We start from the raw sequence: 26,998 nt of genomic DNA, 5'->3' as shown, positions 1-26,998 counted from the left end.
AGCCTTAATGAGAGCGAAACAGGTGATAGTGTTCTGGACTATAGAGACAGGAGCGCCAGGCATCACTGCCCTGCTGTTGCACCGCCAAGGCTGGACTGATCAAGTAGAGGGTCGTGCGGGTCAATCGCTGTTGCTGACTAAACGTCGCCATGTCCACCAAGGGAACCAGCCACAACTGCTCATCGGGCCATCCCAAGCGGTAGCCGACAGCAACCAGCGTCTCTGGGGGATAGTGCTGGAGCAGATCTTGCTGGGCACGCTGGACATAATTCGCACTCAGATAAAGACACAAGCTGGCTTTGTGGGCGGCTAAACTGGCTAATTCTTCTGTTGGCGGGACTCGCGTACGGCCACTGGCACGGGTGAGGATAATTGTCTGTACCAATTCAGGCAGGGTGAGTTCGGCCTTGAGGCGAGCAGCAGCCAATTGATAGGCACTAATGCCGGGGACAACTTCAACGGCAATGCCTGCTTCCGCTAGGCGGCAGATCTGCTCATGAATGGCACTGTAGAGGCTGGGATCGCCCGATTGCAACCGCACTACTTTCTTCCCCGCCTGCACCGCTTCAACCATCAGTGGAATGATTTCTTCCAAGGTCATTGCAGCTGTGGGAATACAGATGGCACTCGGCGGCGCAAACTGCAAAATCCCAGTCGGCACTAAGGAATCGGCATAGAGAATCACATCGGCCTCTTGAAGGAGTCGTTGCCCCTTGAGGGTAAGCAATTCTGGATCGCCCGGGCCAGCACCCACAAAGTAAACCCCAGCAGCAGTATTCCTACTTATCACGACAGTGCACCGGATCATTCCCCTTACTCAGATTAACGGTTGCAGGGGGCACCGTTATGTCAGGATCAAACATAGGTCCATGCGAGAGGCAAACAATCATGAGTGGCAAACGCATTCTGATGCTCGTGGGCGACTACGTCGAAGACTACGAAGTGATGGTCCCCTTCCAAGCCTTACAAATGGTGGGTCATACCGTGCATGCCGTCTGTCCGGATAAAGTGGCTGGCGACAGCGTGCGCACAGCCGTTCACGACTTTGAAGGGGATCAAACCTACAGTGAGAAACGGGGGCATAATTTTACACTCAATGCCACCTTTACAGAGATTGACCCCACAACCTACGATGCCCTAGTGGTGCCGGGAGGACGGGCCCCAGAATACTTGCGCCTCAATCCACAGGTACTGGAAATCACCAAGCACTTTGGCGAGACCCAAAAACCCATTGCCGCGATTTGTCACGGGCTGCAACTGTTGGCAGCAGCGGGTGTGCTGGCTGGCAAAACCTGTACGGCCTATCCTGCCTGTGGTCCTGAGGTCGTCAGTGCCGGCGGCAAGTTTACCAATGTGGCAGCGGATGCGGTGGTGGTAGATGGCAATCTGGTTACGGCACCGGCTTGGCCTGCCCATCCGCGGTGGTTGGCAGCATTTTTGGAGGTTTTAGGCACCAAGATTAATCCTCAGCCCTCAGCAGCCCTTTAGGATGACTGTGGCATGGCGATCGCCCTTAGCCAAATTGCCCATTATCTCCAGCGGCACCAACTGAACTATCGGTTGAATGCGCCCAACCACCAAATTATTACCGGCGTCAATGGTGATCACCTTGAGCGATTTATCGTTGTCATTGAGTTAGATGAGGGGGGCGAGTTCTTTAAGCTCTATGCCCCCAATCTCTTGCCGGGCATTAAAAACCACCCCTTTCGGGATGCCATTTTACAAACGCTGCTGTGCATTTCGTGGCAGACAAAAATGCTGCAGTGGGAGTACGATCCCAAGGCGGGTGAAGTGCGGGCGATGATTGAATTCCCCATTGAGGACAGCACCCTGACCGAACGGCAATTTTTTCGCTGCTTGGGGGCACTCGTGGAAATCGTTGACAATACGGTGCCGCGGCTGCGGCAGTTGGTTCAACAAGACCCTTTCCCTCCAGATGCGGATCTAGCCATGGGTGAACGCCTACTGCTGACGATTCAGGAAGAGGCACCGGGGCTATTGGATCTCATCGCCCAAGCCCTTGAAGCTCGTCGCCAACGGGGTCAGATAAATCATTTAGATTTTTAGATTTGGGTTAGGACCCAGGGGGAGCCTGGCGTGCGTAGAAGCGGCCATGCTTTACTTCAATCAATCCCTGACACTTCTGGCAGCTAAAGCGCCAGAGCTTACCCACAGGAATTTTTAGAGGCTGATGACAATGGGGGCACTCACCACTCCACACTTCCTCATCCCCAAGCATCCACATACTGCCCACAACCATCGGCAAGCCAATAATCATTCCTAACCCCGTAGCACAAAAGCCTAACCCCATAACCATCCCAGCAATACCTGCCACCTTTGACTGGTCATCGCGGGGCACTTTTTCAATTGTTGGCGTGGTGTAAATTTCCTCTTCAGAGGCGGGCGGTGGGGGTTCTGTGGTGGCCGGGGGTTCCTGTGTCTTATCTGCCTTAATTTGCTGCGCAGGCTCGGCCTCTAACCAAGGATCCCGTAGAGGCGGATAGCTAACGGGTTCTTGAGCTTGGGGGGCTGTGGGTGCAGGGGGCAAAGTGTCTGGGGCGGCCCAAGGATCCGCAACAACGGAGGCAGCGTCTAGGGCGATCGCCCCCTCAGGCGAGGATTCAGCTGCAGCGGCTATCTCAGAGGTGATTGCGGTTGGTGGGCTGATCTCAGTCTCTAAGGCTTCTAGGGCAGCAATCTCCTCAGTCGTCGGTTCTGGGAAGTCGTATGCCTCAGGGGTCGATTGTTCTAAGGTGGCCTCAAAAAACGCCAGTGGGGGTTCGGGTATTTCAGCAACACTGTCTGGGGTTTCTGGTGGTGCAGTGCTCTGTTCTAGGGACGCTGGGGGTGGTTCAGCAGGAGCCTCGAGGACTGGCAATTCCCCCGAGCATCCATTAAAGGTGTCGGATTCCGTGCCTTCTTCTTGAAAGGAGGGCAGCTCAATGGCGGATGTCAGTTCTTCACTGTCAAAACTGGCATCTGGCGATTCTGAGGGGGAGTTGGGGTCAAAGGCGGCAGCTAAATCTGCCAAGCTAATGTCCTCATCAGGATCAATTTCTGGAACTTCATCTAGGAAACTCTCTTGCGACCCACTGATCGGTTCTGCCACTATCCCCTCCTCAGCATTTTCGGCGACTGGCTCTAGGGGGGGAGCTGCTTCAGGGGCAACAATATCCCCCGGTGTCGTCTCTACTGGAATGGGCTGTTCCTCTTCTTGGGGCGATCGCGCCACAGCATCCTGACCTTCAGATGTAGAAGGCGCCTCGGAGATCATAAAAGTGGACATCAAATCCCGCAGTGTCGGTTCAGGCGGGGATGGCTCAGGGGGTGCTGTTTCAGGGGACCATGGATCGGCGATCGCCGGCAGCGGGGGTTGAACGGCAGGCATGACCTGTAATGCAAAATGAGTTTCCCAGAGGGGGACGCCCAACACCCGTGACTCAATGAAAACCCGTTGAATCTCTGGCAAGTGCAATTTTTCTAAGGCGGTGCGGATCAGGGTTGCGGCTGCCGCTTGATTGAGCATTTTTTCTGAATGCAGGGTGATCATTAGCTCCTCGGCCTGACGCACCACCGTGGCCTTTACCCGCTTGGGCAAGAGGACGGCATTCAGCAGTGTGGCAATGGCGCGGGGGTCGCCCTGCCGCGCAATATCGAGCAAACGGGAGTCACTCATAAACGGATGAATGGAATGAACTGGGGTGCCGCTCCTTCTAGCCTACTGCGATTTCAAGAGAGTGATGGCTGACTGCTCGCGATCACTCCCCTATCCTATCTACCAAAGCGCAGTGCAATCTATACCCTAAATCTAGAGCCGCTGCAAAGCTTGGAAAAAATCCCTTCGGCATCAAGGACATCCATACCCTTTTCTGAAGCGGCGGCTACAGGATCCTTGATTTGTGTGTTACCCTTTCGGCGTAACTTACCTTTTCGGGGATTTCAGTGGGGCTATGCGGGGGATAGAATAGCCCGAACTACTCTTAGTCTAGCTAAGGGATGGCTAAATGACAACCCACTGGAGCGTGTAAATTGTTACAAACAATTGCGAGTGCGCCCTAGACTGGGAAAAAGAGGTTCACAAGTTTTAGCAGGGCATGACAGCAGCAACACGCTCTACGGATTGGCAACTTTTACAACGACTGATTCCTTACCTTAAGCCCTATCGCTGGGGACTGCTAGGCAGTGGCCTGCTTTTGATTCCCTTGGCGGCAGCAGCAGCATTACAACCGATCATTATTGGTCAGGCGATCGCCCTCCTTAAGGGGGAAGAGAGTACCTACAGCTTTTTGAAAGCCTTAACGCTGACCCAAGGGATTGATCTACTGAGCATTGCACTGTTGGTGACCGTGGTACTGCGCTTTGGGGTGCAGGCAGCTCAGGGGTACTGGATTCAAAAAATTGGCCAAAACATTACTGCCGATATTCGCGATGACTTATTTGACCACGTACTGCGGCTCTCCTCCCGCTTCTTTGACCGCACTCCCGTCGGTAAGCTCATTACCCGCTTGACCAGTGATGTGGATGCCTTGGGGGATGTGTTTGCCACTGGCGCTGTGGGGGTTCTCAGTGATGTCTTCTCGATGCTGGTGGTCATCCTGACGATGTTTTTCATTGACCGCCTGCTGGCAACGCTGCTGCTGGCCTTGGTTCTGCCGATCGCTGCCCTGATTATCTATTTTCAACATTGCTATCGCGTCGCCAACTACAAGTCCCGCGAGGAGCTGTCGCTACTGAATGCCGATCTGCAGGAAAACATCGTTGGCATTACAGTGGTGCAATTGTTTCGCCGTGAGGCTTTTAATAGTCAACTGTTTCGGCGGCGCAATCAACGCTACATCAAAGAGGTGGATCGGACAATTTTCTATGATTCAGCGGTATCGGCGACCTTAGAGTGGATTGCCTTTGTGGCGATCGCGGGGGTTCTCTGGCTCGGCGGTGGCTTGGTGCAGCAGCGCACGATTGACTTTGGCACCTTAGCCACATTTATCCTCTTTTCGCAGCGCGTCTTTGATCCATTGCGGCAGTTGGCGGAGAAATTTACCATCGTGCAAGCGGGCTTAACCGCCATTGAGCGCATCCATGATCTGCTTTTAGAACCCATTGAAATTCAGGATCCCGATCGCACCTTTTTGCGCTTGCCCCAGACAGAAAATACAGCGGCTGCCGTTGAGTTTCGTGATGTCTGGCTGGCCTACAAAGACGATGACTATGTCCTCAAGCAGCTTTCCTTTCAAATTCATGCTGGCGAGAAAGTGGCCATTGTTGGCCCCACGGGGGCGGGCAAAAGTTCGATTATTCGCTTGCTCTGTCGTCTTTATGATCCAACGCGCGGTGAAGTCCTCGTTGGTGATCGCAATGTGCGCGACTTTAGCCAAGCAGAACTGCGGCAGCACATTGGCGTGATTTTGCAGGAGAGCTTTCTCTTTTCTGGGGATATCAAAAGCAACATTGCCCTTGGCGACAACTACACCCTTGCCGACATTCAGCGGGTGGCCGCAGAAATGAATATTGCTGAGTTCATTGAGCAGTTGCCCCAAGGCTATGACACTCCCCTGCGGCAGCGGGGCACAAATCTCTCGGCAGGGCAGCGACAACTTTTGGCCTTTGCGCGGGTCGCCATTCGCAATCCAGAAATTCTTGTCCTTGATGAGGCAACGGCCAATTTGGATGTGGGCACCGAGGTAATGATTCAGGAGGCCTTGAACCGTCTCTTGGTGAATCGAACCGCAATTATTATTGCCCACCGCCTCGCCACAATCCGCCATGTGGATCGCATTTTTGTGCTCAAACGGGGACAACTGGTGGAGCAGGGCACCCACAGTGAACTGTTGGCTCGCAATGGCGTGTACGCCCATCTCTACCGGTTGCAGGCCCTCACCGAAGAAGTAGCCCCTAAACAGGAAGCCTAGACCCTTGCCTCACCCACAATAACAGCGTCAGCCCCAGGAGTTGCAGCACCACCGACACCAGTACCAACAGCCCCAAGGAGCGATCGTAGAGCACCCCCATGAGCCAACTTCCTAGAAACCAGGCTAAACCATAGCCAGTGGCAAAGATACCATAGGCCGACCCCCGCCGTTCTGGTGGAACGAGGTTGGCGACGATCGCCCGCACAATAGATTCTTGAGCACCCATCCCAATGCCCCACAGAACCATGCCCCAAATTACCGCAGAACTGAGGAAAACCAAGGGCGCAAAGCCCACTGACAGCACCACAGCAAGGATCAAGGCCATGATGCCAATGCGATCCAGTAAGTACCCAAAGAGCAGGGCCGCCACCGCATCAACCCCCATTGCCAGAGCATAGAGCAGCGGAATTTGACTGGTTTGCAGACTGTTTCCCTGCTGTAAGTGAAAGGCAATTAAGGGGAAATCCACATAACCCCCACCCAGAAAGGCCACGGCCAATAGATAAATCCAAAATAGCGTTGGTAGTCTTTTGGTATCGAGATCTTGAATCACTGTTTCAAAATTCCGTGGCTCTGGGTACTGCCGCTGCGTCGCCAGCAAAACGACCAAACCAATCAGAGCAGGGATGGCGAGGATAGCAAAACTCCATTGATAATGCTGGGTGAGGGCAAAGACCCCAGCCACCATCAGCGGTCCAACAACGGCACCAATTTGATCCATCGCTTCATGGAGGCCAAAGCCAAGGCCACGCCCCACTTGGCTAGCACCATAGGAGAGCAAAACATCGCGGGGGGGTGTACGAATCGCTTTGCCAGTGCGCTCAGCAATCATGAATCCCCCTAGGACTTCCCAACGATTGGCCAAGGCCATCAGGGGCACAGCGATGGTATTGATGGCGTAACCGAGGGTGGTAATGCGCCAATAGGCACGGGTGCGATCGCTCACATAGCCAATCACAAGACGCAGACCGTAGCCAATGAATTCCCCCAAGCCAGCCACTAAGCCGACAACGGTACCACTGGCGCCTAAGACCCCTAAATAGACCCCCGTGAGACTGCGTGCGCCTTCGTAGGTGGCATCGGCACACAGGGAGACAACTCCCAGTAGCACCACAAAACTCAGGGCTGATCCTCTTTTGCCCAGCATGCTTAACTTCTCCTTGCCAGAATGTTCACAGTATAGTGATGAGGAATTGTGAACGGGCGATCGCGATGGCGGATGCACTCAGCGCAGCTAGCCCCTTAGTTATTTGGACAAGTCTGGGGTTCATCTGTGGCCGTTGGTTGCCGGCAGTGATTCCCCAATGGTTGGGACGCGGCCTTTATTGGGTGGGGGTACCCATTCAAATTTTTGCCTTGGTGCGGCACACCAACTTCGCAGGACTCATTTGGTTGGCACCGGTGCTGGCCTTTGTGGCGCTCATTGTCGGCTATATCCTTGCCCAGGGCCTCTACAATTTGCAGAAGCACTACTTTCAACCCCAGTGGCTCCAATACACCCCTCCCTTCCTAACCAGTACAGTTCCGGAAGGAGAAAGTCGCCGCTTGCAGGGGAGCTATCTGATTGCGAGCATTCTCGGCAACACGGGCTTTGTCGGGTTGGGGGTTGCCATTCCTCTCCTGAGTACGACGGCATTGCCCTGGGCGACCTTCTATGCAATTACCCAAAATGCCCTCGGTACCTACGGCTTGGGTTCATTTCTTGGTCAGTACTACGGCAGAGGGAATCATCAACCTTGGTGGCAAGCTTTGGCAGTGATTCCAACGGTACCGACCCTTTGGGCATCAGTGGCAGGATTTGCTACCCATGATCTTGCATTTCCCGAGACGATCGAAAAGTTGTGTGAGATAGATATTCACTTGGTGATTCCCCTCGCCTTTGTTCTTATAGGAATTCGCCTCAGTCGGCTCCCCGGCTGGCAGAGCTTGCGTGTGGGACTGCTGCCTATGCTGGTCAAGACGTTGTTGCTGCCACTGACGATGATGGCGATCGCCTATGGTTTGGGATTGCGGGGGGACACATTACTAGCGATCGCCATTATGGCCGGTACGCCCACCGCCTTTGCTGCCTTGATTTTGGCGGAGGAATACGAGTTGAACACCGACTTGCCCCCTGCGGTAATTGCCCTAAGTACCCTGAGTTTCGTGGCGGTGTTTCCCTTTTGGGTTGTCCTGTGCCGTCAAGTTTTAACATAGGGCTAACGAGCCTATGGTTTTGCTAAAACAGTGGCACACTGGAAATACCTGATCCATTCCTAGCCCTCTAACGAGTCTCCCTATGACTAATCCCCAAAGTCCTCCGCCACCGCCCCGTGTTCCCAATTCACCCCCGGTGCCCCCCCGTCCGCCAATGGGTGCGGCTGTTCCGCCGCTGCCCCCCCAACCGGGAATGGCGCCCCCCCGTCCTGCACCCCCCCGCCTCCCCAAGGGATGCCTCCCCGTCCCATACCCGCCCAACCGGGGATGCCCCCACGCCCCATGCCGCCGCAGCCGGCAATGCCCCAACAGGTGGTGGCAACCCAACCGATGCCGACACCGGCTGCTCGCATTTCTGGCCCCACGATGGAGCAACTGGTGCGGGAGGCCTTTGAGCACGGCTACTCCGATATTCATGTGGGAGTTGGCGAAGCGCCACGCTTTCGCGATCGCGGACGTTTAGAGATTACTAACTATCCCGTTACTGACGAAGAAACTTTTAACTACTGGCTCAATGAACTGCTCACCCCCCAACAAATCGAGCAGTTTCGCACCCACCTGGAATACGACGGCGCCTACCAGTATGAAGGACTGTGTCGGGTACGGATCAACATCTTTGTCGCCCTAAAAGGACCCGCCATGGTGCTGCGGCTAATTCCCGTGAAGATTCTGACCCTAGAGCAGTTGAATTTGCCGCCCGTCTTTAAGGATCTGTGCCACTACCACAAGGGTCTGATTCTGGTGACAGGACCAACGGGTTCTGGGAAGTCCACAACTCTGGCGGCCATGGTGGACTACATCAACACTGAAATGCAAAAGCACATTATCTCCATTGAAGACCCGATTGAGTTTGTGCACCAAAGCCGCCGTTCCCTCATCCGCCAGCGGGAGGTGGGCATCCATACCCTTAAATTTGACAATGCCCTCAAGGCCTCCCTGCGGGAAGACCCCGACATTATTCTCATTGGCGAGATGCGCGATCGCGAGACAGTGAATACCGCCCTCAAAGCCGCCCAAACCGGTCACCTGGTCTTTGGTACCCTGCACACCAACAGTGCCGTGAAAACGATTGAGCGCATCCTCAACCTCTACAACCCCGATGAACAAGGGCCGATGCGGATGCAGGTGGCGGAATCCCTGGTGGCGGTGATTGCCCAAGCCCTTGTGCGCACCACGGATGGCAAGCGGGCGGCCATTCACGAGATCATGATCAACACCGATGCCATCAAGGACTACATTTTGCGGGGTGAAGTGGAGGAAATTGAGGCGATTATTCCTCAGTGTACCTACGACGGTATGTGCACGATGAACCAGTGCCTCTACGAACTCTATGAGGCAGGGCGCATTGACGAAGAAACCGCCATCGAAAACTCCCCCAAACCCAACGAAATGGCGCAAATTCTGCGGGGACGTATCTAGGGCAATGGTTGGCCTCAAGCCTATCCTATACAAGGGGTTGGCGCTCTTTACGCCGGGGGAGGATGTGGTCTTTTGCCGTGACCCATCAAAGCAGGGACATTGGCATCAGTCACTCTGTCAAGCCCTGCAACAACTCTTGGATTTAGAGGAGCCGCCCCTTTTTCTCTCTCCCTGTTATACGGCGGCCGTCGATTACTGGTTTGATGAAGAACAGCACTGCCTGCGGGTGGCGGCGGAGGTTTATCCTTTGGCATGGCCCCATCGTCCCCTATTGAATGCCCTCTTTGCCCCTGCTCATCAGCCCACGTTGCCGTGGCAGTTGATACAGGATCCGCAGCATCCCTGCGATGCCCAAGCCCTAGAGGCCTACCGCAGCAGCTTTCCGCAACTGTGGGAGCACCACCAACTGATCTATGATTTGCAGGAAGCCACGCCCCCGAGCAGTTTTGCACCGCGTCCTTCGCAACCCGATCGCTATATCTTTCGCCTCTATGTGCGCGGCGAAACCCATGCGGCTGAGGTTGCCCTCAAAAACCTCCATGATTTGCTCAGTTGCTCCCTTAAGGTGCCCTACACGCTCAAAGTGGTGGATGTCACTAAGCAACCAGATCTGGCGGAGGAGGATCAAGTCCAAGCCACGCCAACATTGGTGCGGGTGTATCCCCGACCAGTGCGCCGCCTTGTGGGACGCTTGGATAATCGCTATCGCCTGGAACGTTTGCTCAGCCCTTAGACCGATGACTCATTCTGCCAAAGACCTTCTTGCGGCGGCTGCCGTGGAGCGACGGTTGGGAAACCGTGATGCCTATGTGCCTTATCTGCGCCAAGTGTTTGCCGATGTCGTGGGGGAAGATGACACGGTTAGTGAAACCTATGGTGGCTTAGGAGCAGCCCAAGAGCGTTTGGCCAAAATTCAGCCCCTACGCTATGGCAAAAGTCGCAACTTTTTAACGGGGGCAGTGACGGGCCTTTCGGCCTATTTGCGCCATGGGGTAATCAGTTTAGCGGCGGTGCGCGATCGCGTACGGCAATCGGTAGATGACCCCTCTCAAGCGGAGGCGCTATTGCAACAATTGGCGTGGCGAGACTATTGGCAGCGCCTCTATGCCCATTGGGGCGATCGCCTGTGGCAGGACATTGAACCCTACAAGACGGGCTGGCAGGCAACCGACTATCAAGCGCAATTGCCCCCTGCTCTCATCGCTGCGGCAACGGGGCTAGCCTGTATGGATGCCTTTAGTTACGACCTGCAACGAACCGGCTACTTGCACAACCATGTTCGCCTCTGGTTGGCTGCCTATGTGGTGCATTGGTGTCGGGTGCGCTGGCAGGCGGGCGCCGCTTGGTTTCTGCAGCACTTGCTCGATGGCGATCCGGCAAGTAATAACCTCTCATGGCAGTGGGTCGCCAGTACCTTTAGCCACAAGCCCTACTTTTTTAACCGCCAAAACCTGGAACGCTATAGCGATGGCAAATACTGTCGGCAGTGCCCAAGGAGCGATCGCTGTCCCTTTGATGCCACCTACGAGGAATTGGCAGCCCGCCTTTTTCCCCACAAGGAATAGAGTTATTGGGGGGTCGGCTTCACGGTTTTGCGCAGAATCAAACAGTTGCCACCCTCCTCTATGGCTTGATAGGCCAATTCATCCATGATCGTTGCCAAAAGGCGTAGACCCCGTCCTCCTTCGGCATCAGTGGAAATTTGCGGCGGCAGCGTTTGCAACTTTGCCCCCAGGTCAAAGGGGTCACCCCGATCCCAAATGCGCAATTCAATGTGGGTCTCGGCGATGCACAGATCAATGCGAATCGGCGTCTCCGGGGGGCGATCGCGATGGGCATGGCGAACGGCGTTGGTAAACCCCTCTGCAAGCGCCAGTTCCAATTTCAACCACTCCTCAAGGGGCAGCGTGGGCGGGCGGTACTGATTAAACCATGCCAATAGTGCCTCCAGCTGGGTCAAGTCACTGGGCAAGGTCAGGGAAACAGTCACGCGGGGAAAGGTCATAGGTGCAGTTGTAGCGCAGCAGCGGCGAGGTCAAGACTAGCTACATTTTCCGTGTTTGATGACCCAATAGGATGCTCCAGAGCGATCGCCAGCGGAGAGGCTGGCACAAGCCCCTCGGAAAAAACCGCGTGCCAAGGATAATCAGCAAGCCATAGAGCATAAGACGCCCATCGCGGCAAAAAGTGGCCACTGGTGGTGGCAAATAGGCTTGATCGGCAAGGCTCCGTAGGAGTTCTGGTAAGGCCGTAAAGAGTATACCGCCAGCGATCGGCCCCACGAATGTCCGATTGCCCCCTATCAGCACTGCCGTCAGTGCCAGCACCCCGGTATCAAACGTGCCCTGACGGGGATTCCAAGTATTCAAGAGATGAGCAGCCAAAACCCCAGCCACCCCCGCCAGAATAGCCCCCAAGACAAAGCCCAAAACCTTGTAGTGAGTGGTATCAATGCCCAAGGTCTGTGCCACCAATTCATCGCTACGAATGGCCTGCATTGCCTTGCCAGCACGGGTCTGTTCCAAATGACCGATGGCGATCGCCACCATGATCAGCAAGGGCAGCGTCAGCCACAGATAGCCCAAGGGCGTACTAAAGGGTTGGGGAATCCCAAAGATACCGACCGCCCCCCCGGTAACCTCCAAATTGAGTGCCAACACCCGCAGCACCTCAGAAAAAGCGATTGTCGCAATGGCAAAATAAATGCCCCGTAACCGCAGTACTGGTACCCCCAAGCCCCATCCCACCAGACCACAGACAAGAGCCGCCAAAACCATTTCCCCCAGCACCAAGGGCACCGGATAGGGGTTCAGTCCTGTAAAAACACGGGTGGAAAGCAAAGCAGCAATATAGCCACCAATGGCATAAAAAGCTGGACTGGCAAGGGAGAGTTGGCCACTCATTAAGGGCAAATAGAGCGATAGTGCCAGCATCGCCCCCAGGGTCATCGAAACCAGCAAGAAATCGTATGTGCCCAGCCAGCCCGCCATAACCAGCGCTAAACATCGATTCCACAAGCTGCCACGGCATCCTCAGCAAGCTGCTGCAGGTCTGCAATAATGGCTGCTTCTAGGGTCTTATCCCCAAGGCGAATCGTCAGACGCGACAGCCGCAGTGAGGCCGTAATCCGACCGCTGGGCAAATCTAACCAGATCAACTGTTGAAACTGGCGACAGCGACCACCATAGCGTTGGGCAAGGGACGTAAGTTCCGCATCGGTGGGCGATCGCCCCAAATCCAGATCAACCACCCATGTGCCGCCACATTCGCGGCGTTTAGAAAGTTGAATCGGCATCCCTTAGAACTAACCTATAGGCGTTGGGCATAAAATTCACACCAAGGATCACCTTTTTCCCGTGCCTTCACCTCCACCCCCTGAAAGACACCGCCCCGCTGAAAGAGACGATTGTAAAAAGCCTCATCCAAGACGGGTTTCTGTTGAATGCGGCCGTTATAGACAATGTTCATCATTGCAGGGACCGCCCCTTGGGCAAAATAGCAGGCCGGTTGGACAGCATGGGGATAGGAGGCCAAGAAGTAGTTGGTTTCGTAGTTACCATCAATGGCCACTCGACAGGATTCGTTCCGGACCACTTCTAGGGCTTGCCAACGGCCCCATCCCAAGCTACTGGCAACGGCATAGCCGCCGTGAATCCAATCGGTGTCGGTCTTCAGCATGGGGCCAACCACCGTTTCCCACTCCACCGACTCCATGATATTGCCAAAGGTGTAAAAGACACAAACATGACCCGATTCACGAATCAAGGCCTGTCCCACCTCTAAAAGCTCCGGGTGAACCTTTTGTAGCTCATCAAGGAAACGGTACTGAATGCGGTTGTAGTAGTTGGCAGGCATCCGCGTCAGCAGCACATTAAACGCCCGAATTTGGCCATTCCCATCCCCTTCAAGGGGCAGCCCCCAGAGGGCTTCATTCACCGCATCATAGTCCACGCTGGTTTCCCCTTTCGGCAGCAGGACAGGTTGATCAATTAGCTTGCCCATTTGCGGACTCGGCGTTAGGGAACGGCGCACCGGTGCTTTGGCCACCTGGATCAGGCAGTGATCCTGCCGCGTCACCGCCATACAACTGGTTTCTTCGGCCACGTAGGTGCCCAATTCGGCAAAGGTGGCATCTAAAGCGGCCGCCACATAGCCCACCGCCAAGTGATCCATTGGTTTTGTGCGGTTCACCTGCTCGCCATATTTCCCTAACCAAGCCTCAGCATAGTGGGAGTGGGTCAACTCCACTTGCCCCCCTTTCTCTGTTACCTCAAAGTTGAGACAGCCAAACCCCAAAAACCTAAAGATTTCTGCGGCAGTGGCAAGGCATTCCGCTGGTGTTTGCACTGCCAACGTATTAAAGGCATTGGCAAGTAAGCTATAGAAAATCTCTTGGGCTGAGGTCCGCAGGATACTGACCCCATCAATCCAGTCAGGATCCTCAATGGTTTGTTGAAGAAATAGATTGTAGTGGTGGCAGTGGAAAATCACTGGCTCGTTAAAAAACGCCACCAGCTTCCGCGGGCGATCAATGCGCAGACGCTCAAACATAGGCACAAATCCTTTCTGGGGTTTCTCATTGGAGAAAATAGAACAGCATTAGGGAGACGGCACAGGGAGACGTTCCATACCCACGAGATCGGCTACCGCTTTGTAGAGAATGCGTACTTCCCGCTCATCCAATTGGCCTTTTTCCAGTCGCTCGCGGTGCAAGCCCGTTTTCAACGACAGCCGCAGCGTCACAAAGTGGGGATCCGGAGCATAGCGACGGGCATAGCTGAGCAGCAGTTGGGCAACCGAGCTAGCGTTGTCCTGTACCGGCGGCAGCAGGGGTTTTCCATCGGCCAAGATAGCCTTAATGCGCTCAAACACCAGCTTCAGGTTAGTGCTCGCCTTCGTGAGAAACAGTACAAAGTAGGGAGTTTTGCTGAAGGCTTTAATCACCAGCCGCACCTCTGCCGAACCCGCTAGCAAATAGTCCGCCTCTGAGGCAGGATCCATCACTTGACACACGCGGTTATTCGCTCGCAGCAGATCGCTGGCATAGGCTCCCAAAGAACTGAGGGAGGCATTTTCAAAGTAAGTGCCACTGTAGTTAATTTCGGCAATGGTTGCCCCATCGGTCATGCGGCCAATTAACACGGCTAACACGCCCGGCACTCCGGCAATATGTTGCTCTAAAACACTATTGAGCGTGCGCACCAACATTATGGGTTCTCCTAGGGAAGATAGATTAGACTTTGATCGTAAATTTTATAGACGTTACCAATGGTTGCTCATCCGTATAATTGCTGATATGATGGGTAGTTTATTAAAAATTAACATTTGTATTCTTGACTACAATTTCTTCGCCTACCCCCTATAGGAGGGAGCCATGGCCACGGCAACAGCACTGCCTATTCCTGATTTCTTTAATCCTGCTAAGGTCGCTGAGGTGTGGCGTGTCCCCTACCAAGAACGGGCAGCACAGGCGCGCCAATGGGCACAGCACTACCAGATTCCGCCCGCGAGTGACGATCCACAGCGGACGATTCTCTTGCTCACTGATGTCCAAAACACGTTTTGCTTACCAGAGTTTGAGCTATTTGTCCCTGGTGCAGTTGCGGATAATCAACGCCTATGCCGCTTCATTTACACCCATCTTGCCCAGATTAGCGAGATCATTGTTACCCTTGATACCCACACTGCAAGTCAAATTTTCCATCCCCTCTTTTGGGTTAACCCTGCCGGTGAGCATCCACTACCTTTAACCACCATCACGCTCCAAGACGTTGAGGAGGGATATTGGCAACCCAATCCCCACCTGCTGTCTTCATTGCCCCTAGGAGATCTGGCGAGTCTTCAGACCTATGCCCGGCACTATGTGGCACAGTTAGCTGCCAAGGGGAGGTTTCCGCTGACGATTTGGCCCTACCACTCGATGCTGGGGGGGATTGGTCATGCCCTTGTGTCTGCTGTGGAGGAAGCCTGTTTCTTTCACACCGTGGCGCGACAGCAGCAAACCCGCATCGAACTCAAAGGTAGCCATCCCCTGACGGAAAATTACTCGGTGCTGCGTCCAGAGGTCAGCCATGACCCCCAAGGACGTCCCCTCGGGGCGGTGAATAGGGCCTTGATTGAGCATCTGCTGGCGGGCGATCGCCTGATCATTGCCGGTCAGGCCAAAAGTCACTGTGTTGCTTGGACAGTGGCCGACCTGCTCAGGGAAATTCAACAGCGAGATGCCCAACTGGCTCAACGAGTCTACCTCCTTGAGGATTGTATGTCCCCTGTGGTGGTGCCGGGGGTCGTGGACTTTAGTGAAGCTGCCAATGCAGCCTTTGCCGAGTTTGCCGCTGCCGGTATACACCGGATCAGCACCAGCAGTGTTCCTTGGAATCTTTAGTTGATCTAAAGACTCACCACTTCTGAACAGAGACGGTTTAGGATCGAGGCTAGAGACATCCTCACTAGGGAGGGGCAATGACCGACTACGCAGCCCACGAACAGGCCCTCGATCGGGATTGTTTGACCCTATCTCGCCACGTTCTCCAGCAACTCCAAAGCTTTGATGCTGCTGCCCAAGATCTAAGTGCCCTGATGAATCGCATTGCCCTTGCTGGCAAGCTCATTGCCCGCCGTTTGAGTCGAGCGGGTCTGATGGAGGGGGTGTTGGGCTTTACGGGAGCTGTAAATATCCAAGGGGAAGATGTCAAAAAAATGGATGTCTATGCCAACGAGGTCTTTATTGCCGCCTTCAAGCAGAGTGGCTTGGTATGTCGCCTTGCCTCCGAGGAAATGCAGAAGCCGTACTACATTCCCGAAAATTGTCCCATTGGCCGCTACACTCTCCTGTACGATCCCCTCGATGGTTCCTCCAATGTGGATATCAACCTCAATGTGGGATCGATTTTTGCGATTCGCCAGCAGGAAGGTACCGATCTAGACGGTACCGCTGCCGATCTCCTGCAAGATGGCCACAGGCAAATTGCCGCTGGCTATATTCTCTATGGCCCCAGCACGATGCTGGTCTATTCCCTGGGCAAGGGTACCCATGTCTTTGTCCTTGACCCCAGCCTCGGTGAGTTTATTCTGGCGATCGAGAACCTGCAAATTCCTGCCAGTGGTGCCATTTACAGTGTGAACGAAGGCAACTTCTGGGCATGGGAAGAACCGATTCGTAACTACGTCCGCCATGTGCATCGTCAGCCCGGCTATAGCGCCCGCTATAGTGGTGCCCTTGTTGCTGATATTCACCGCATTCTCATGCAGGGGGGCGTCTTTCTCTATCCCGGCACCCAAAAGAACCCCGCTGGTAAGTTGCGGCTCCTCTACGAAGCGGCTCCAATTGCCTTCCTGGTGGAACAAGCAGGGGGTAAAGCCAGTACCGGTACCCAACCGCTTCTGGATGTTGTGCCCGATCATCTGCACATGCGTACACCGCTGATTGTTGGCAGTCCTGAGAACGTTGCCCTCGTAGAATCCTTTATCCAGCAAACCCCTGCCCAACCAACCGTGACACAGGTGTAACCCATGGTAACCTTGTTTGAAAATCCCCTGCGGGTTGGACTACGCCAAGAACGAACCCCAGAGCCACTGATTTTGGTGATTTTTGGTGCCAGTGGCGATCTTACTCAGCGCAAGCTGATTCCTTCGATTTATCAACTGAGACTCGAACGCCGTCTGCCCCCCGAACTTACCATTGTTGGCGTGGCACGTCGCAACTGGAGTGATGACTATTTTCGCGAGCACCTCCGCCAAGGGGTCGAGGAGTTTGGTGGCGGCATTCAGGCGGAGCCCCTGTGGCAGGAATTTGCCCAAGGTCTGTTTTATTGCTCTGGCAATATCGATGATCCCGCCGCCTACGCCCAGCTGAAAACATTGCTAGCTGAGCTAGATGAAAAACGCCAAACTCGCGGCAATCGCGTCTTTTACCTTGCGGTCTCGCCGAACTTTTTCGTTGAAGCCATTCAGCAACTGGGGACAGCGGGGCTATTGAGTGATCCCCAAAAGCATCGTCTCGTGATTGAAAAGCCTTTTGGCCGTGATCTCACCTCTGCCCAAGCCCTCAATGAGGTGGTGCAGTCGGTGTGCAAGGAGGAGCAGGTTTACCGCATTGACCACTACCTTGGCAAAGAGACGGTGCAAAACCTGATGGTGTTTCGCTTTGCCAATGCCATTTTTGAACCCCTCTGGAACCGCCAGTACGTGGATCATGTGCAGATTACGGTTGCCGAAACCGTCGGGGTTGAAGACCGGGCCGGCTACTATGAAACTTCGGGTGCCCTGCGGGACATGGTGCAAAACCACATTCTCCAGTTGCTGGCTCTGACGGCTATGGAACCCCCCAATGCCCTCGATGCCGATAGTCTGCGCAGCGAAAAGGTGAAGGTCCTCCAAGCCACCCGTTTAGCGGATCTTGATAATCTCGATGCCTGTGCTGTCCGCGGCCAATACCGAGCCGGCTGGATGAAGGGCAAACCTGTTGTGGGCTATTGTGAGGAGCCGGGCGTGAGTCCCACCTCCACCACTCCCACCTATGCGGCCCTAAAACTCATGATTGATAACTGGCGATGGCAGGGGGTGCCCTTTTATGTGCGCACGGGTAAACGCTTGGCAAAAAAGGTCACAGAAATCTCAATTCAGTTTTGTGAGGTGCCTTTACTGATTTTCCAGTCGGCCGCCCGCCAAACCAATCCCAATGTTCTAACGATGCGCATTCAACCCAATGAAGGGATTGCTCTGCGCTTTGAGGCAAAAATGCCCGGTGCAGATCTGCGCACACGCACGGTGGAAATGGACTTTAGCTACGGCTCCTCCTTTGGGATGGCGACCGCGGATGCTTATGCGCGGTTATTACTGGACTGCATGTTAGGGGACCAAACCCTGTTTACGCGGGCAGATGAGGTGGAGGCGGCTTGGCGCGTGGTGATGCCGGTTTTAACGGCTTGGGATGCCCCCACTGATCCAGAGGCCATACCCACCTATGACGCGGGGACTTGGGGGCCGGATGCAGCAGAGGTGATGATTAATGCCGATGGCCGGCGCTGGCGGCGACTGTAATCTTTGCCCATCATGGGAAGAAATGGGAATCAAGGCCAAACTCCATTAACAGATTAGGTACCTAGGTATGGCAACTGAATCAACTCCCCTCGTAGCGCTCCAAGATCCCGTGGATGTCTCCCTTGATGATATTGAGCAAAGTTTGCGGCAAATTTGGCTCAGCCACGGCGGGGATGGCACGGCTCCAGCAGCAGTACGGGCAACCACCTTTACCCTAGTTGTCTATGAGGCGGATGATACTCAACAATTGCTAGCGGCCTTGGGCTATTACACTGGCCCCATTGATGGCATTCTTGGTCCGCGGATGCAGTCAGCAATTCGTGCTGCTGAAAAGAATCACAACTTGCCCTTGACGGGTCGAGTCACGCCCCAATTGCGGCAGGCTTTGCAAGCAGAATATGCTCAGGGAATCCCTCGGAGCGATCGCTATGCGGTGGATATGCGCGGTAGTGGTATTGCTGACGCGATCGCTAGCCAAAATCCCTGTCGGGTGATTGCCCTGTGTCCTACCCTTGGCGAAGATACAGGAATTACCGCTCAAGTGGCCGCCTATTGTCCAATTAACAAAAAGATACGCAGTTCCCTCGTCTGCTGTGAATACATTACGCTCAAGGGCACCCATGAAGCTTTTCAGCGGGCCCAACCCCTCTTGAAATCCCTGATCATTCAAGAGTTACCCCGCTTTTTGTGGTGGAAGGGGGATTTGTTCCATAACTTTGAGTTGTTTCAAACCCTTGCCCCCCAATTTAGCCGCGTGATTGTGGATTCCAGTGAATTTCTCGATCCGCTGCGGGGTCTGCGGGCGATCGCTCCTTTACTCGAACAAAACCTCCCCCTCACGGATTTGAACTGGCGACGTCTTGGGGCCTGGCAAGAACTGGCTGCCGAAGCCTTTGATCCCCCCGAACGCCGCTTGGCCATTCAGGAAATTGACCAGGTGGTCATTGACTACGAAAAAGGTAATCCCGCCCAAGCTTTAATGTACCTTGGCTGGTTGGCCTCCCGTCTGCAGTGGCAGCCCCGACACGTTGTCTATGAAAGTGGCGATTATGACCTCTACCAGGTGGAACTCGTGAGTGCTGATCAGCGCTACATTCGCGCCGAACTGGCGGGCGTACCAACAGGGGATCCAGGACAGGTTCTCGGGGATCTCATTGACTTGAAGCTCACTTCCACCAATCTAGAGGCAGACTGCTGTACAATTATTTGCTCTGAAACCCGTGGCTGTATGCGCATGGAAGCGGGTGGCAGTGCCCAGTTGTGTCGCACTTACCACGTCACACCCCTGAGTGATCAAACCGCTGAGATCCTTCTAAGTCAAGAGCTACAGCGCTGGGGACAGGACTTTCTCTACAGTGAGAGCTTTGCTGTTGTTTCCCAGCTGCTAGCTCTCATGCCTTAGCATTAGATCCCATGACGGAAGATTTTCGCCTTGTCATTGATCTCAGTGTGGTGCTGGGGGCAGCGGCAGTGGGAGGTCTGTTGGCAGCTTTGCTGCGACAACCAATCCTGCTGGGCTACCTTTTGGCCGGTATGCTGGTGGGGCCAACGGGCCTGGGACTCCTAAGGGAAGTGCCTCAGGTGGAAGGTTTAGCACAACTGGGGGTGGCCTTTTTGCTCTTTGCCCTAGGGGTGAGCTTTTCCCTCGGTGAAATTCGGAAGGTCCAAGGGGTTAGCTTGGGGGGCAGCGCCCTACAAATTCTCCTTACAATTGCAGTCACAACACTGATTGCCGTGGGGGTTGGCTGGGTGAGTTCCCCCAATCAGGGGGTTTTCCTCGGTGCTGTTCTCTCCCTCTCTTCAACGGCAGTGGTGCTGCGCAGCCTCATGGATCGCAATGAGTTGGAGTCGATCCAAGGGCAAATTATGCTGGGCATCTTGGTAGTGCAGGATTTGGCGGTGGGCTTGATGATTGCCGTCTTACCAGCTCTGAACAAACCCGCAGAGGAGTTGGGACTCGCCCTCGGGCAAGCAGTATTGACCATTGCCTTGATTGCTGTGGGGGCGATCGCTGCTGGTATGTGGTTGCTGCCCCCCCTACTACGGCTACTGGCCAAAACCGAAAGTCGTGAGCTTTTCCTTTTAGGCGTCGTTGCCCTCTGCTTGGGAATTGCGCTGCTGACCCAGTATTTGGGGCTTTCAATTGAGATTGGGGCCTTTATTGCGGGTCTGATGATCTCCGAGGTGGAGTATGCCGATCAAACCCTCGATTACGTAGAATCGATCCGCGATATCTTTACAACGCTCTTTTTTGCCTCGATTGGCATGCTCATTGACCCAGTGTTTCTGTGGGAGCACTTGGATCGCATTATTGAATTGGTGAGCCTCGTTATTCTCGGTAAGTTCTTGATCACCACCCCCATTGTTAAGTTCTTTGGCTACTCATGGAAAACGTCGTTGCTGGTGGGGATTGGCCTTGCTCAGATTGGCGAATTTTCCTTTGTGCTGCTGACGGCAGGGCGGGGTTTGGGGTTGGTTTCCCAACAGGTTTACCTGCTCACCCTGGGCACCACCGCAGTCACTTTGCTGGTGACGCCCTTTTTGTTAAAGGTAGTGCCAGTGCTATTGGAACTGCCCCTACTGCGCCGCCTCTTCAAGGAAGATGACATCCTGGCCATGGATTTAACGGGATTGCCCCAGCGAAACCATGTCATTGTCTGTGGCTATGGTCGTGTCGGCAAGAGTCTGGTCAAACTCCTCCAAAAACAAAATTATCCCGTGTTGGTGATTGAGCAAAGTGAAACGGTCATTAACGAAGTACGCGATGCTCAACTGCCCTACATTTATGGCAATGCCGCCAGTAGAACAATTCTGGCCAAAGCAGGGGTCGATCAAGCTCTTGGCATGGCGATCGCTCTCCCCGATAGTATGAGTACCCGCCTCTGTCTCAAGCGCGCCCTCGAGTTTGCCCCAGAACTGGATGTGATTGTTCGCGCCAACAGCGATCGCGACATTGAATTGCTTTATCAACTGGGGGCACGGGAGGTGGTGCAACCGGAGTTTGAAGCCAGCTTAGAGTTGGCTGCCCATCTCTTCTTTAGCCTCGGCATGGGTGAGCGCCATATTCAACAGCAGGTACAACAGGTGCGCGACAGCCATTACGCCAATTTGCGCGGTGATACTCCACCGGAGGGAACCGCCCGTCTCCTGCGGCAAGCGGCTCAGGATATGAATAGTCGCTGGCTGAGTGTCCCTGAGGATTCCCCCATTCGCGGCATGAGCTTAGCAGAAATCCAACTGCGACAGCTGACGGGGGTGACGCTCTTGGCGATTGTGCGGGCGGATGGTACTGAGGTGGATTATCCCAGCGGTCAAACCCGCCTCCAAGGGGGCGATCGCCTCTTGATTGTCGGTCAGCCAGCGGAGTTTGCGGCTTGTGAAGCCCTGATCAATGGCCGTGTCAGTGTGCCCCAAGGGGAAACCTTGTTTCTTTGGATCATGTTGCCCAAAGAGATTGGCGAAAAACATCGCACCATTGCGGATCTGCATCTGCCTGAGACTGTGACGATTCGTGCCCTGCGGCGAGAAGGAACACTTCTTTCTGAACCTAGCAGCGATTGTCCTTTAATGGCAGGCGATCGCCTCCTCCTCACTGGCCCTATGGATGCCCTACGGCGCATTGGCGATCAATTGCAAGCGCGATCAACGCCGCTGCCACCGTGAGCACGCAGGAGCCAGCGGAACTGATTAACATATCAACATATCGGGCCGTCGTTGCCACTCGGCGGGCAAATTCTCCCCTTTCGAGAACCCCCAAACCAATGCCAAGCATGGAGATTCACTCGCCACTCAATTCTTGTTCAACATCACTCATGCACGACTCAACACCGCCGCCCCCCTGTTGTCGGTAAAGACCTGAAAGGCACCATCCGCCAAGAGGCCGGCGATCGCCCCCCGTTCGTTTTCCTCAGAAGGATGCAGCAAACTCAACAATTAGGGGTTGATCCTGAAGATGCTGCCAGGGATCGACTGGAATCTGACCGCTGCCCAATCGCTGTTTCAGGTGTTGCCAAGCGTGATCACTATTGGCGAGCACGAGCTCCCCCACCTTGCGCAGAATCGCTAGGTGTTCAGGGGACAACATCCGACCGACATGGCGCTCAACTGTGGCATTGACGGATTGCAGGACCTGTTGCAGAGGGGCGTTTCTTCCCGCAGCCAAGCACTGATTTTTCTGATTTTTCTAATTTGTTGCCGCTTTTGTTGCCGCTCGTAATCCCAAAGAGGAAGATTGCGGGTCATCGTGGCCACACCCGGGGATAGCAAACAGAAGGATGAGAAGCTTGCCCCTGCCGGAGCAACTGCCAAGCCGCCACAAACCACCGCCGTAATTCCGCCATTGAGTGACCGCGATAGCGACAAACCACCCCGCGAATCAGGGCACTGACACCCATCTCCCCCTGAATCCCCATTGCTAAATCCCGCAGCCGTTGTATCTGTTCGCTGCTCACTTCCCTGCCGACCCAAGCCAATGTGCCCATGAGCGGACACCCCTGCAAGGCATTCATTGCTGTTAGCATCGTTTTCGTACCCTCAATCCGCTGGCGATCGATCCACAGGGGCACACCCCCCTGCCACACCTCCGTATGGGAACGCCAATACCCATGATTAAAGACTTCACCGCGAGCCGTGCGGCCAAAGCGAGTCATCTCCCAAAGGCCCACCTGTGCTTGAGGGGTAAGATCAATGCGCAGGCGTTGGTGAAATTGAGCACCCGCAAAGATAATCGTTTCTTGGGGGAGCCATTCTAAAACAGCATTATCGGCAACATGGCAGTTAACCGTTAGCTCCACAGGGATTTGGGCACGACCGTAGACCTTGGCGGCGGCAGGCGTTGTCAACAGGACACGGCACTGGGGTTCAAGGGTAATCTTTTGGTGCAGGCGATCGCCCCCCACATAGCCCCCCGCCGTATGCAGGATCAGACTGTGGCAAATCGGCTTTCCCTCAGGATAAAATGAGCGTTGTAGCTTCAGGGGTGCCGAGGCATAAGACCGCACTGGAATCGTTTGCCCCTGTCGCCAAGCATAGGCCAGCGCCAATTTGCCTAACCAGCCAGCCACTTTGTCTTAGCTCCCCACCGCCACTAGGGATCGTCGCTGCTGTTGCATCTGGAGATAGACCAAAAGGGCATTGATGTCCGCTGGATTCACCCCACCAATACGGCTGGCCTGGCCAATGGTGAGGGGGCGAATCGCGCTGAGTTTTTCCCGTGCCTCCATTGAAAGGGTGGGGATAGCAAAGTAATCCAAATCGGCAGGGAGAGGACGCTGTTCTTGACGGGCAATCTGCTCAATTTCCCGCTGTTGTCGCTCAATGTAGCCGGCGTACTTAATGGCAATTTCAACCGCCTCTTTCTCTTGGGGCGTCAAGTCTGGATTGCCAAGGCCGTGGCGATCCAATAGCTCGTAGTGTATCCCCGATCGCCGCAGCAACTCAGCAAGGGCAATGGCACCTTTAATCCCTTGACCCGTCGCGACCACAATCGCTTCGCCCATGGGTTCATGGGCTTTGATGCGCGTGGTTTGCAAGCGTTGGCTCTCAGCCGCAAGGCGTTGCTGTTTTGCTTGAAACACCTGCCACTGGGCTTCACTCACCAAGCCAATCTCGTATCCCAAGGGGGTAAGCCGCTGGTCAGCATTGTCGGATCGCAATACCAAGCGATATTCCGAGCGGCTAGTGAGCATGCGGTAGGGTTCCCGCAGTTCCTTCGTGCACAGATCATCAATAAGAGTACCGATGTAGCTCCCTTGGCGCGGCAAGGTGATCATTGGTTTCCCCTGAACAAAGCGAGCGGCATTAATTCCGGCCACAATCCCTTGGGCTGCCGCTTCCTCATAGCCGGTGGTGCCGTTGATTTGCCCCGCACAAAACAGCCCCTGAATTTTTTGGTCATCAGGGTGGGAAAGCACTGGGTTGCCGGCAAGTAGTCATACTCCACCGCATAGGCCGGACGCAGCATGATGCAGTTTTCTAGCCCCGGCAGTGTGCGCAACAGTTGCAGTTGCAGCGGTTCTGGAAGTCCCGTAGAAAAGCCTTGGATGTAGAGTTCAGGCGTATTGCGGCCTTCGGGTTCAATGAAAATTTGATGGCTTTCTTTATCGGCAAAGCGGACAATTTTATCCTCAATGCTGGGGCAGTAGCGGGGGCCTTTGGCATCAACCCAGCCACCATACACAGGAGTGAGGTGGAGATTCTCACGGATAAGCCGGTGGGTTTCAGGGGTGGTGCGGGTCAAGTAGCAGTTCATTTGTGGCCTTTCCACCCATGCGGTGGGATCAAAGCTAAACCAGCGCACCTGCTCATCCGGGGGTTGGGGTTCCATCTTGCTGTAGTCCACCGATCGCCGGTCGACCCGTGCAGGCGTTCCTGTTTTCAGACGATCCACCTCAAAGCCGAGGCGGGCTAAGGTTTGGGAGAGTCCCTCGGCGGCAAATTCGCCAGCACGACCAGCGGGCATGGATTTGTTCCCTACCCAGATACGGCCACCGAGGAAGGTTCCCGTTGTCAGAACCACTGCTTGACAGCGAAAGGCGACGCCAAAGTAGGTTTCAACCCCAATCACTGTGTCATGGGCATCGAGGACTAAATCCGTGACCATGCCCTCGCGCAGGAGCAAGTTGGGCTGATTTTCCAGCACCTGTTTCATGACGGCGCTGTATTCGCGCTTATCCGTTTGCGCCCGCAATGCCCAGACCGCTGGCCCCCGTGAGGCATTCAAGAGCCGCTTTTGCAGATAGGTGCGATCGGTGACACGCCCAATTTCGCCCCCTAGGGCATCCACTTCGTGCACCAGTTGTGATTTTGCAGGACCACCCACCGCAGGATTACAGGGCTGCCAAGCAATCTTATCGAGGTTGAGGGTCAGCAACAGGGTACGACAGCCCAACCGCGCCGTTGCCAAGGCCGCTTCACAGCCTGCATGACCCGCACCGACAACAATGACATTAAATTCATCCTGAAACGCAGGCAGCGTTGACATGGCGATTGTACCCTCATGAGCCGAAAGTGGTTTAAAAGAACGTGGCGCTACTGGAGAACCCCGCCAACAGTTGAACGATAAACTGCAAGAGGAAGAAGGCAATGATTGGCGAAAAGTCAAGACCCCCGATGGGAGGAATCAGACCGCGAAAGATATTCAGGTAAGGATCTGTTAACTGACTCAGAATTGAGAAGGGCGAATTGTACCAGTTGATATTAGGAAACCACGACAGAAGTACGCGAATCAGCAGAATAATTAAGTAGATCTGCAAAAAGTTCGCAATCCCCATCAACAGAATAGGCAATACAGCTGCCTCAGTCATTGGTCTTCCCCTTGCAAATTCCAGTGCATTCTTATTCTACCAATGCTATCAAGAAGCTAACCCCAGCAGTCATTTTCCCTCGCTAGACTAGGAAGTAGAAGTTTCTGCATTTATTCCCAAAAGTTATCGCCCTGCGCCTGCCTAGGGGAGCGATCGCCAAAGGATAAAAAGACAAAGACCTGTCCGACAGCGGCTTTGGCTGTTTTGGGCGGGTTCCATCCTTGGGAAAAGGGCTATATTCTGAATTGCGGCTTTTCGTTGACATTCAACTAAAGTTCAGGGGTTCAATATGTTACAGATGTCGGCCACGGGTCATACACTGGTGGGCACCTATGCCCTGATTGGATTTACCATCTCCGGCCTATCGTTTTTGCGGGCTTGGGTACAGCGGCAGTACAAGGGTTCTGTCCAACGTTTGAAAGAAGAGTGCGATCGCCTGCACAGAATTGTTGGCGAACAGGCCCAGCGTATCGAAGGGCTCAAGGAATGGGTCACCCGCAGTGAACAGGAGCGGGATCGCCAGCGCCAAGAAATTGAGCAATTGCGCTCAGAGGTGGAATGGCTGCAAAACCGCTGTCAAGAGCTAGAGGACCAGCAACAGCAACTGCAAACTCAAGTCAGTGACTATCGCCAGCAGGTGGCAGAATTGACGAATGCCCTCAACAGTAGCCAAGCGGAAAACGAAGCCCTGCGGGACAATTGCGATCGCTATCGCCAAGAGCTAGAAACCGCCTACCAGCGCAGCAGCAGCCTTGAAGAGGAATATGCCAGTGAAAGGTCGAGATTAATTGCTTCTTTAACCACAATGGAAGCCACCTGCCGCGAAAAAGAAGCAGAGCTGGCGGCTTGCCAGGCCACGGTGAGCGATCGCGATTGTGAAATTGAGGGGTTACACCATGAAATTGCCGGTCTCCACCAAGAAGTCGAGCAGCTTCAGCAAACCGTTGAACACCTGCAAACACGCAAGGAAGGGGCAAATCTCTACTCCCAATGGCTGACATGGCTCAGCAGCACCGTGGCGATTGCGGCTCTAGTACTCAACCTTGGGCCTTGGAGTCCCCTGTGGGCAGCCCTCTATTCTCACCTGCCCATGTTTTCCTAGGAAATTAATATCTTTCATTCAACTCA

General features: G+C 54.5%; 25 protein-coding genes and 1 pseudogene. 13 read left to right on the top strand and 13 right to left on the bottom strand.

Annotated features, from left to right (window positions below; genetic code table 11):
• Window positions 1-4 precede the first annotated feature (4 nt).
• Entirely contained in the window at window positions 5-808 is an 804-nt protein-coding gene (cobM, locus tag NK55_RS12000; protein ID WP_051372862.1) for a precorrin-4 C(11)-methyltransferase, read from the bottom strand.
• Between the two features lie 80 nt (window positions 809-888).
• Between cobM and NK55_RS11995 the strand changes: the two genes are divergently transcribed.
• Entirely contained in the window at window positions 889-1,488 is a 600-nt protein-coding gene (locus NK55_RS11995; RefSeq protein WP_024125957.1) for a DJ-1/PfpI family protein, read from the top strand.
• Between the two features lie 12 nt (window positions 1,489-1,500).
• On the top strand, window positions 1,501-2,067 hold the full coding sequence (locus tag NK55_RS11990) for a hypothetical protein (RefSeq protein ID WP_024125956.1): 567 nt from the start codon (window positions 1,501-1,503) through the stop codon (window positions 2,065-2,067).
• A gap of 7 nt (window positions 2,068-2,074) precedes the next feature.
• Here NK55_RS11990 and NK55_RS11985 read toward each other — a convergent pair whose 3' ends face one another.
• Window positions 2,075-3,676: a hypothetical protein gene (locus NK55_RS11985; protein WP_024125955.1), complete on the bottom strand. Its 1,602-nt coding sequence runs from the start codon at window positions 3,674-3,676 to the stop codon at window positions 2,075-2,077.
• A gap of 418 nt (window positions 3,677-4,094) precedes the next feature.
• Here NK55_RS11985 and NK55_RS11980 point away from each other — a divergent pair, with 418 nt between their 5' ends.
• On the top strand, window positions 4,095-5,909 hold the full coding sequence (locus NK55_RS11980; protein WP_024125954.1) for an ABC transporter ATP-binding protein: 1,815 nt from the start codon (window positions 4,095-4,097) through the stop codon (window positions 5,907-5,909).
• On the opposite strand, the gene NK55_RS11975 is transcribed toward NK55_RS11980, so the two are convergent.
• Complete coding sequence (locus tag NK55_RS11975; RefSeq protein WP_225871815.1) at window positions 5,893-7,053, bottom strand: MFS transporter; 1,161 nt, start codon at window positions 7,051-7,053, stop codon at window positions 5,893-5,895. The genes NK55_RS11980 and NK55_RS11975 overlap by 17 nt on opposite strands.
• 41 nt (window positions 7,054-7,094) lie before the next feature.
• Here NK55_RS11975 and NK55_RS11970 point away from each other — a divergent pair, with 41 nt between their 5' ends.
• Window positions 7,095-8,105: an AEC family transporter gene (locus NK55_RS11970; RefSeq protein WP_225871759.1), complete on the top strand. Its 1,011-nt coding sequence runs from the start codon at window positions 7,095-7,097 to the stop codon at window positions 8,103-8,105.
• Window positions 8,106-8,191: 86 nt separating this feature from the next.
• Here NK55_RS11970 and NK55_RS14120 read toward each other — a convergent pair whose 3' ends face one another.
• Window positions 8,192-8,458: a hypothetical protein gene (locus NK55_RS14120; RefSeq protein WP_162147158.1), complete on the bottom strand. Its 267-nt coding sequence runs from the start codon at window positions 8,456-8,458 to the stop codon at window positions 8,192-8,194.
• On the opposite strand from NK55_RS14120, the gene NK55_RS11960 reads away from it, so the two are divergent.
• The 3 genes from NK55_RS11960 to NK55_RS11950 are packed head-to-tail and all read left to right on the top strand — an operon-like array spanning window position 8,373 to window position 11,089.
• Window positions 8,373-9,524, top strand: a complete 1,152-nt coding sequence (locus NK55_RS11960) for a type IV pilus twitching motility protein PilT (protein ID WP_051372860.1) — start codon at window positions 8,373-8,375, stop codon at window positions 9,522-9,524. The genes NK55_RS14120 and NK55_RS11960 overlap by 86 nt on opposite strands.
• Before the next feature lie 4 nt (window positions 9,525-9,528).
• Window positions 9,529-10,257 (top strand): circadian clock KaiB family protein, encoded by a 729-nt coding sequence (locus NK55_RS11955; RefSeq protein WP_024125951.1) that lies wholly within the window; start codon window positions 9,529-9,531, stop codon window positions 10,255-10,257.
• A 4-nt stretch (window positions 10,258-10,261) separates the two neighbouring features.
• Window positions 10,262-11,089, top strand: coding sequence for an FAD-binding domain-containing protein (locus tag NK55_RS11950; RefSeq protein ID WP_024125950.1), 828 nt, complete (start codon window positions 10,262-10,264; stop codon window positions 11,087-11,089).
• 2 nt (window positions 11,090-11,091) lie between these two features.
• On the opposite strand, the gene NK55_RS11945 is transcribed toward NK55_RS11950, so the two are convergent.
• From NK55_RS11945 to NK55_RS11925, 5 genes are read right to left on the bottom strand one after another with little or no spacing between them, the layout of a single operon-like run.
• The gene (locus NK55_RS11945) at window positions 11,092-11,529 is read right to left on the bottom strand and encodes an ATP-binding protein (RefSeq protein ID WP_024125949.1); all 438 of its coding nucleotides are present in this window, start codon (window positions 11,527-11,529) and stop codon (window positions 11,092-11,094) included.
• Between the two features lie 40 nt (window positions 11,530-11,569).
• Window positions 11,570-12,514 (bottom strand): branched-chain amino acid ABC transporter permease, encoded by a 945-nt coding sequence (locus NK55_RS11940; protein ID WP_041429320.1) that lies wholly within the window; start codon window positions 12,512-12,514, stop codon window positions 11,570-11,572.
• Between the two features lie 8 nt (window positions 12,515-12,522).
• A complete protein-coding gene (locus NK55_RS11935) occupies window positions 12,523-12,819 on the bottom strand; it encodes a hypothetical protein (protein WP_024125947.1) in 297 nt (98 codons plus the stop codon).
• A 14-nt stretch (window positions 12,820-12,833) separates the two neighbouring features.
• Window positions 12,834-14,075, bottom strand: a complete 1,242-nt coding sequence (locus NK55_RS11930; RefSeq protein WP_024125946.1) for a hypothetical protein — start codon at window positions 14,073-14,075, stop codon at window positions 12,834-12,836.
• 48 nt (window positions 14,076-14,123) lie between these two features.
• On the bottom strand, window positions 14,124-14,732 hold the full coding sequence (locus tag NK55_RS11925; RefSeq protein ID WP_024125945.1) for a hypothetical protein: 609 nt from the start codon (window positions 14,730-14,732) through the stop codon (window positions 14,124-14,126).
• Between the two features lie 166 nt (window positions 14,733-14,898).
• On the opposite strand from NK55_RS11925, the gene NK55_RS13615 reads away from it, so the two are divergent.
• The 5 genes from NK55_RS13615 (at window position 14,899) to NK55_RS11900 (ending at window position 22,229) form a co-directional block, all read left to right on the top strand.
• Window positions 14,899-15,909 (top strand): nicotinamidase PncA, encoded by a 1,011-nt coding sequence (locus NK55_RS13615; protein ID WP_024125944.1) that lies wholly within the window; start codon window positions 14,899-14,901, stop codon window positions 15,907-15,909.
• Between the two features lie 77 nt (window positions 15,910-15,986).
• Entirely contained in the window at window positions 15,987-17,033 is a 1,047-nt protein-coding gene (gene fbp, locus NK55_RS11915; protein WP_024125943.1) for a class 1 fructose-bisphosphatase, read from the top strand.
• A gap of 3 nt (window positions 17,034-17,036) precedes the next feature.
• Window positions 17,037-18,566 (top strand): glucose-6-phosphate dehydrogenase, encoded by a 1,530-nt coding sequence (gene zwf, locus NK55_RS11910; RefSeq protein WP_024125942.1) that lies wholly within the window; start codon window positions 17,037-17,039, stop codon window positions 18,564-18,566.
• A gap of 67 nt (window positions 18,567-18,633) precedes the next feature.
• Complete coding sequence (gene opcA, locus NK55_RS11905) at window positions 18,634-19,968, top strand: glucose-6-phosphate dehydrogenase assembly protein OpcA (RefSeq protein ID WP_024125941.1); 1,335 nt, start codon at window positions 18,634-18,636, stop codon at window positions 19,966-19,968.
• A gap of 11 nt (window positions 19,969-19,979) precedes the next feature.
• Complete coding sequence (locus NK55_RS11900; RefSeq protein ID WP_024125940.1) at window positions 19,980-22,229, top strand: cation:proton antiporter; 2,250 nt, start codon at window positions 19,980-19,982, stop codon at window positions 22,227-22,229.
• Between the two features lie 244 nt (window positions 22,230-22,473).
• On the opposite strand, the gene NK55_RS13610 is transcribed toward NK55_RS11900, so the two are convergent.
• The 4 genes and pseudogenes from NK55_RS13610 to NK55_RS11880 all read right to left on the bottom strand — a co-directional run bounded on the left by NK55_RS13610 (window position 22,474) and on the right by NK55_RS11880 (window position 25,870).
• Window positions 22,474-22,728 (bottom strand): hypothetical protein, encoded by a 255-nt coding sequence (locus tag NK55_RS13610; RefSeq protein WP_051372859.1) that lies wholly within the window; start codon window positions 22,726-22,728, stop codon window positions 22,474-22,476.
• Between the two features lie 76 nt (window positions 22,729-22,804).
• Complete coding sequence (locus NK55_RS11890; RefSeq protein ID WP_024125939.1) at window positions 22,805-23,629, bottom strand: urease accessory protein UreD; 825 nt, start codon at window positions 23,627-23,629, stop codon at window positions 22,805-22,807.
• Window positions 23,630-23,635: 6 nt separating this feature from the next.
• Window positions 23,636-25,548, bottom strand: a pseudogene (mnmG, locus tag NK55_RS11885) (tRNA uridine-5-carboxymethylaminomethyl(34) synthesis enzyme MnmG).
• A gap of 31 nt (window positions 25,549-25,579) precedes the next feature.
• Window positions 25,580-25,870, bottom strand: coding sequence for a YggT family protein (locus NK55_RS11880; RefSeq protein WP_024125938.1), 291 nt, complete (start codon window positions 25,868-25,870; stop codon window positions 25,580-25,582).
• Window positions 25,871-26,159: 289 nt separating this feature from the next.
• Here NK55_RS11880 and NK55_RS11875 point away from each other — a divergent pair, with 289 nt between their 5' ends.
• Window positions 26,160-26,972, top strand: coding sequence for a hypothetical protein (locus tag NK55_RS11875; protein ID WP_024125937.1), 813 nt, complete (start codon window positions 26,160-26,162; stop codon window positions 26,970-26,972).
• The last annotated feature ends 26 nt before the right edge of the window (window positions 26,973-26,998 follow it).

Source organism: Thermosynechococcus sp. NK55a, from assembly GCF_000505665.1.
In the GTDB taxonomy this organism is placed as follows: domain Bacteria; phylum Cyanobacteriota; class Cyanobacteriia; order Thermosynechococcales; family Thermosynechococcaceae; genus Thermosynechococcus.
This window is presented reverse-complemented; position numbering and strand designations above follow the sequence as displayed.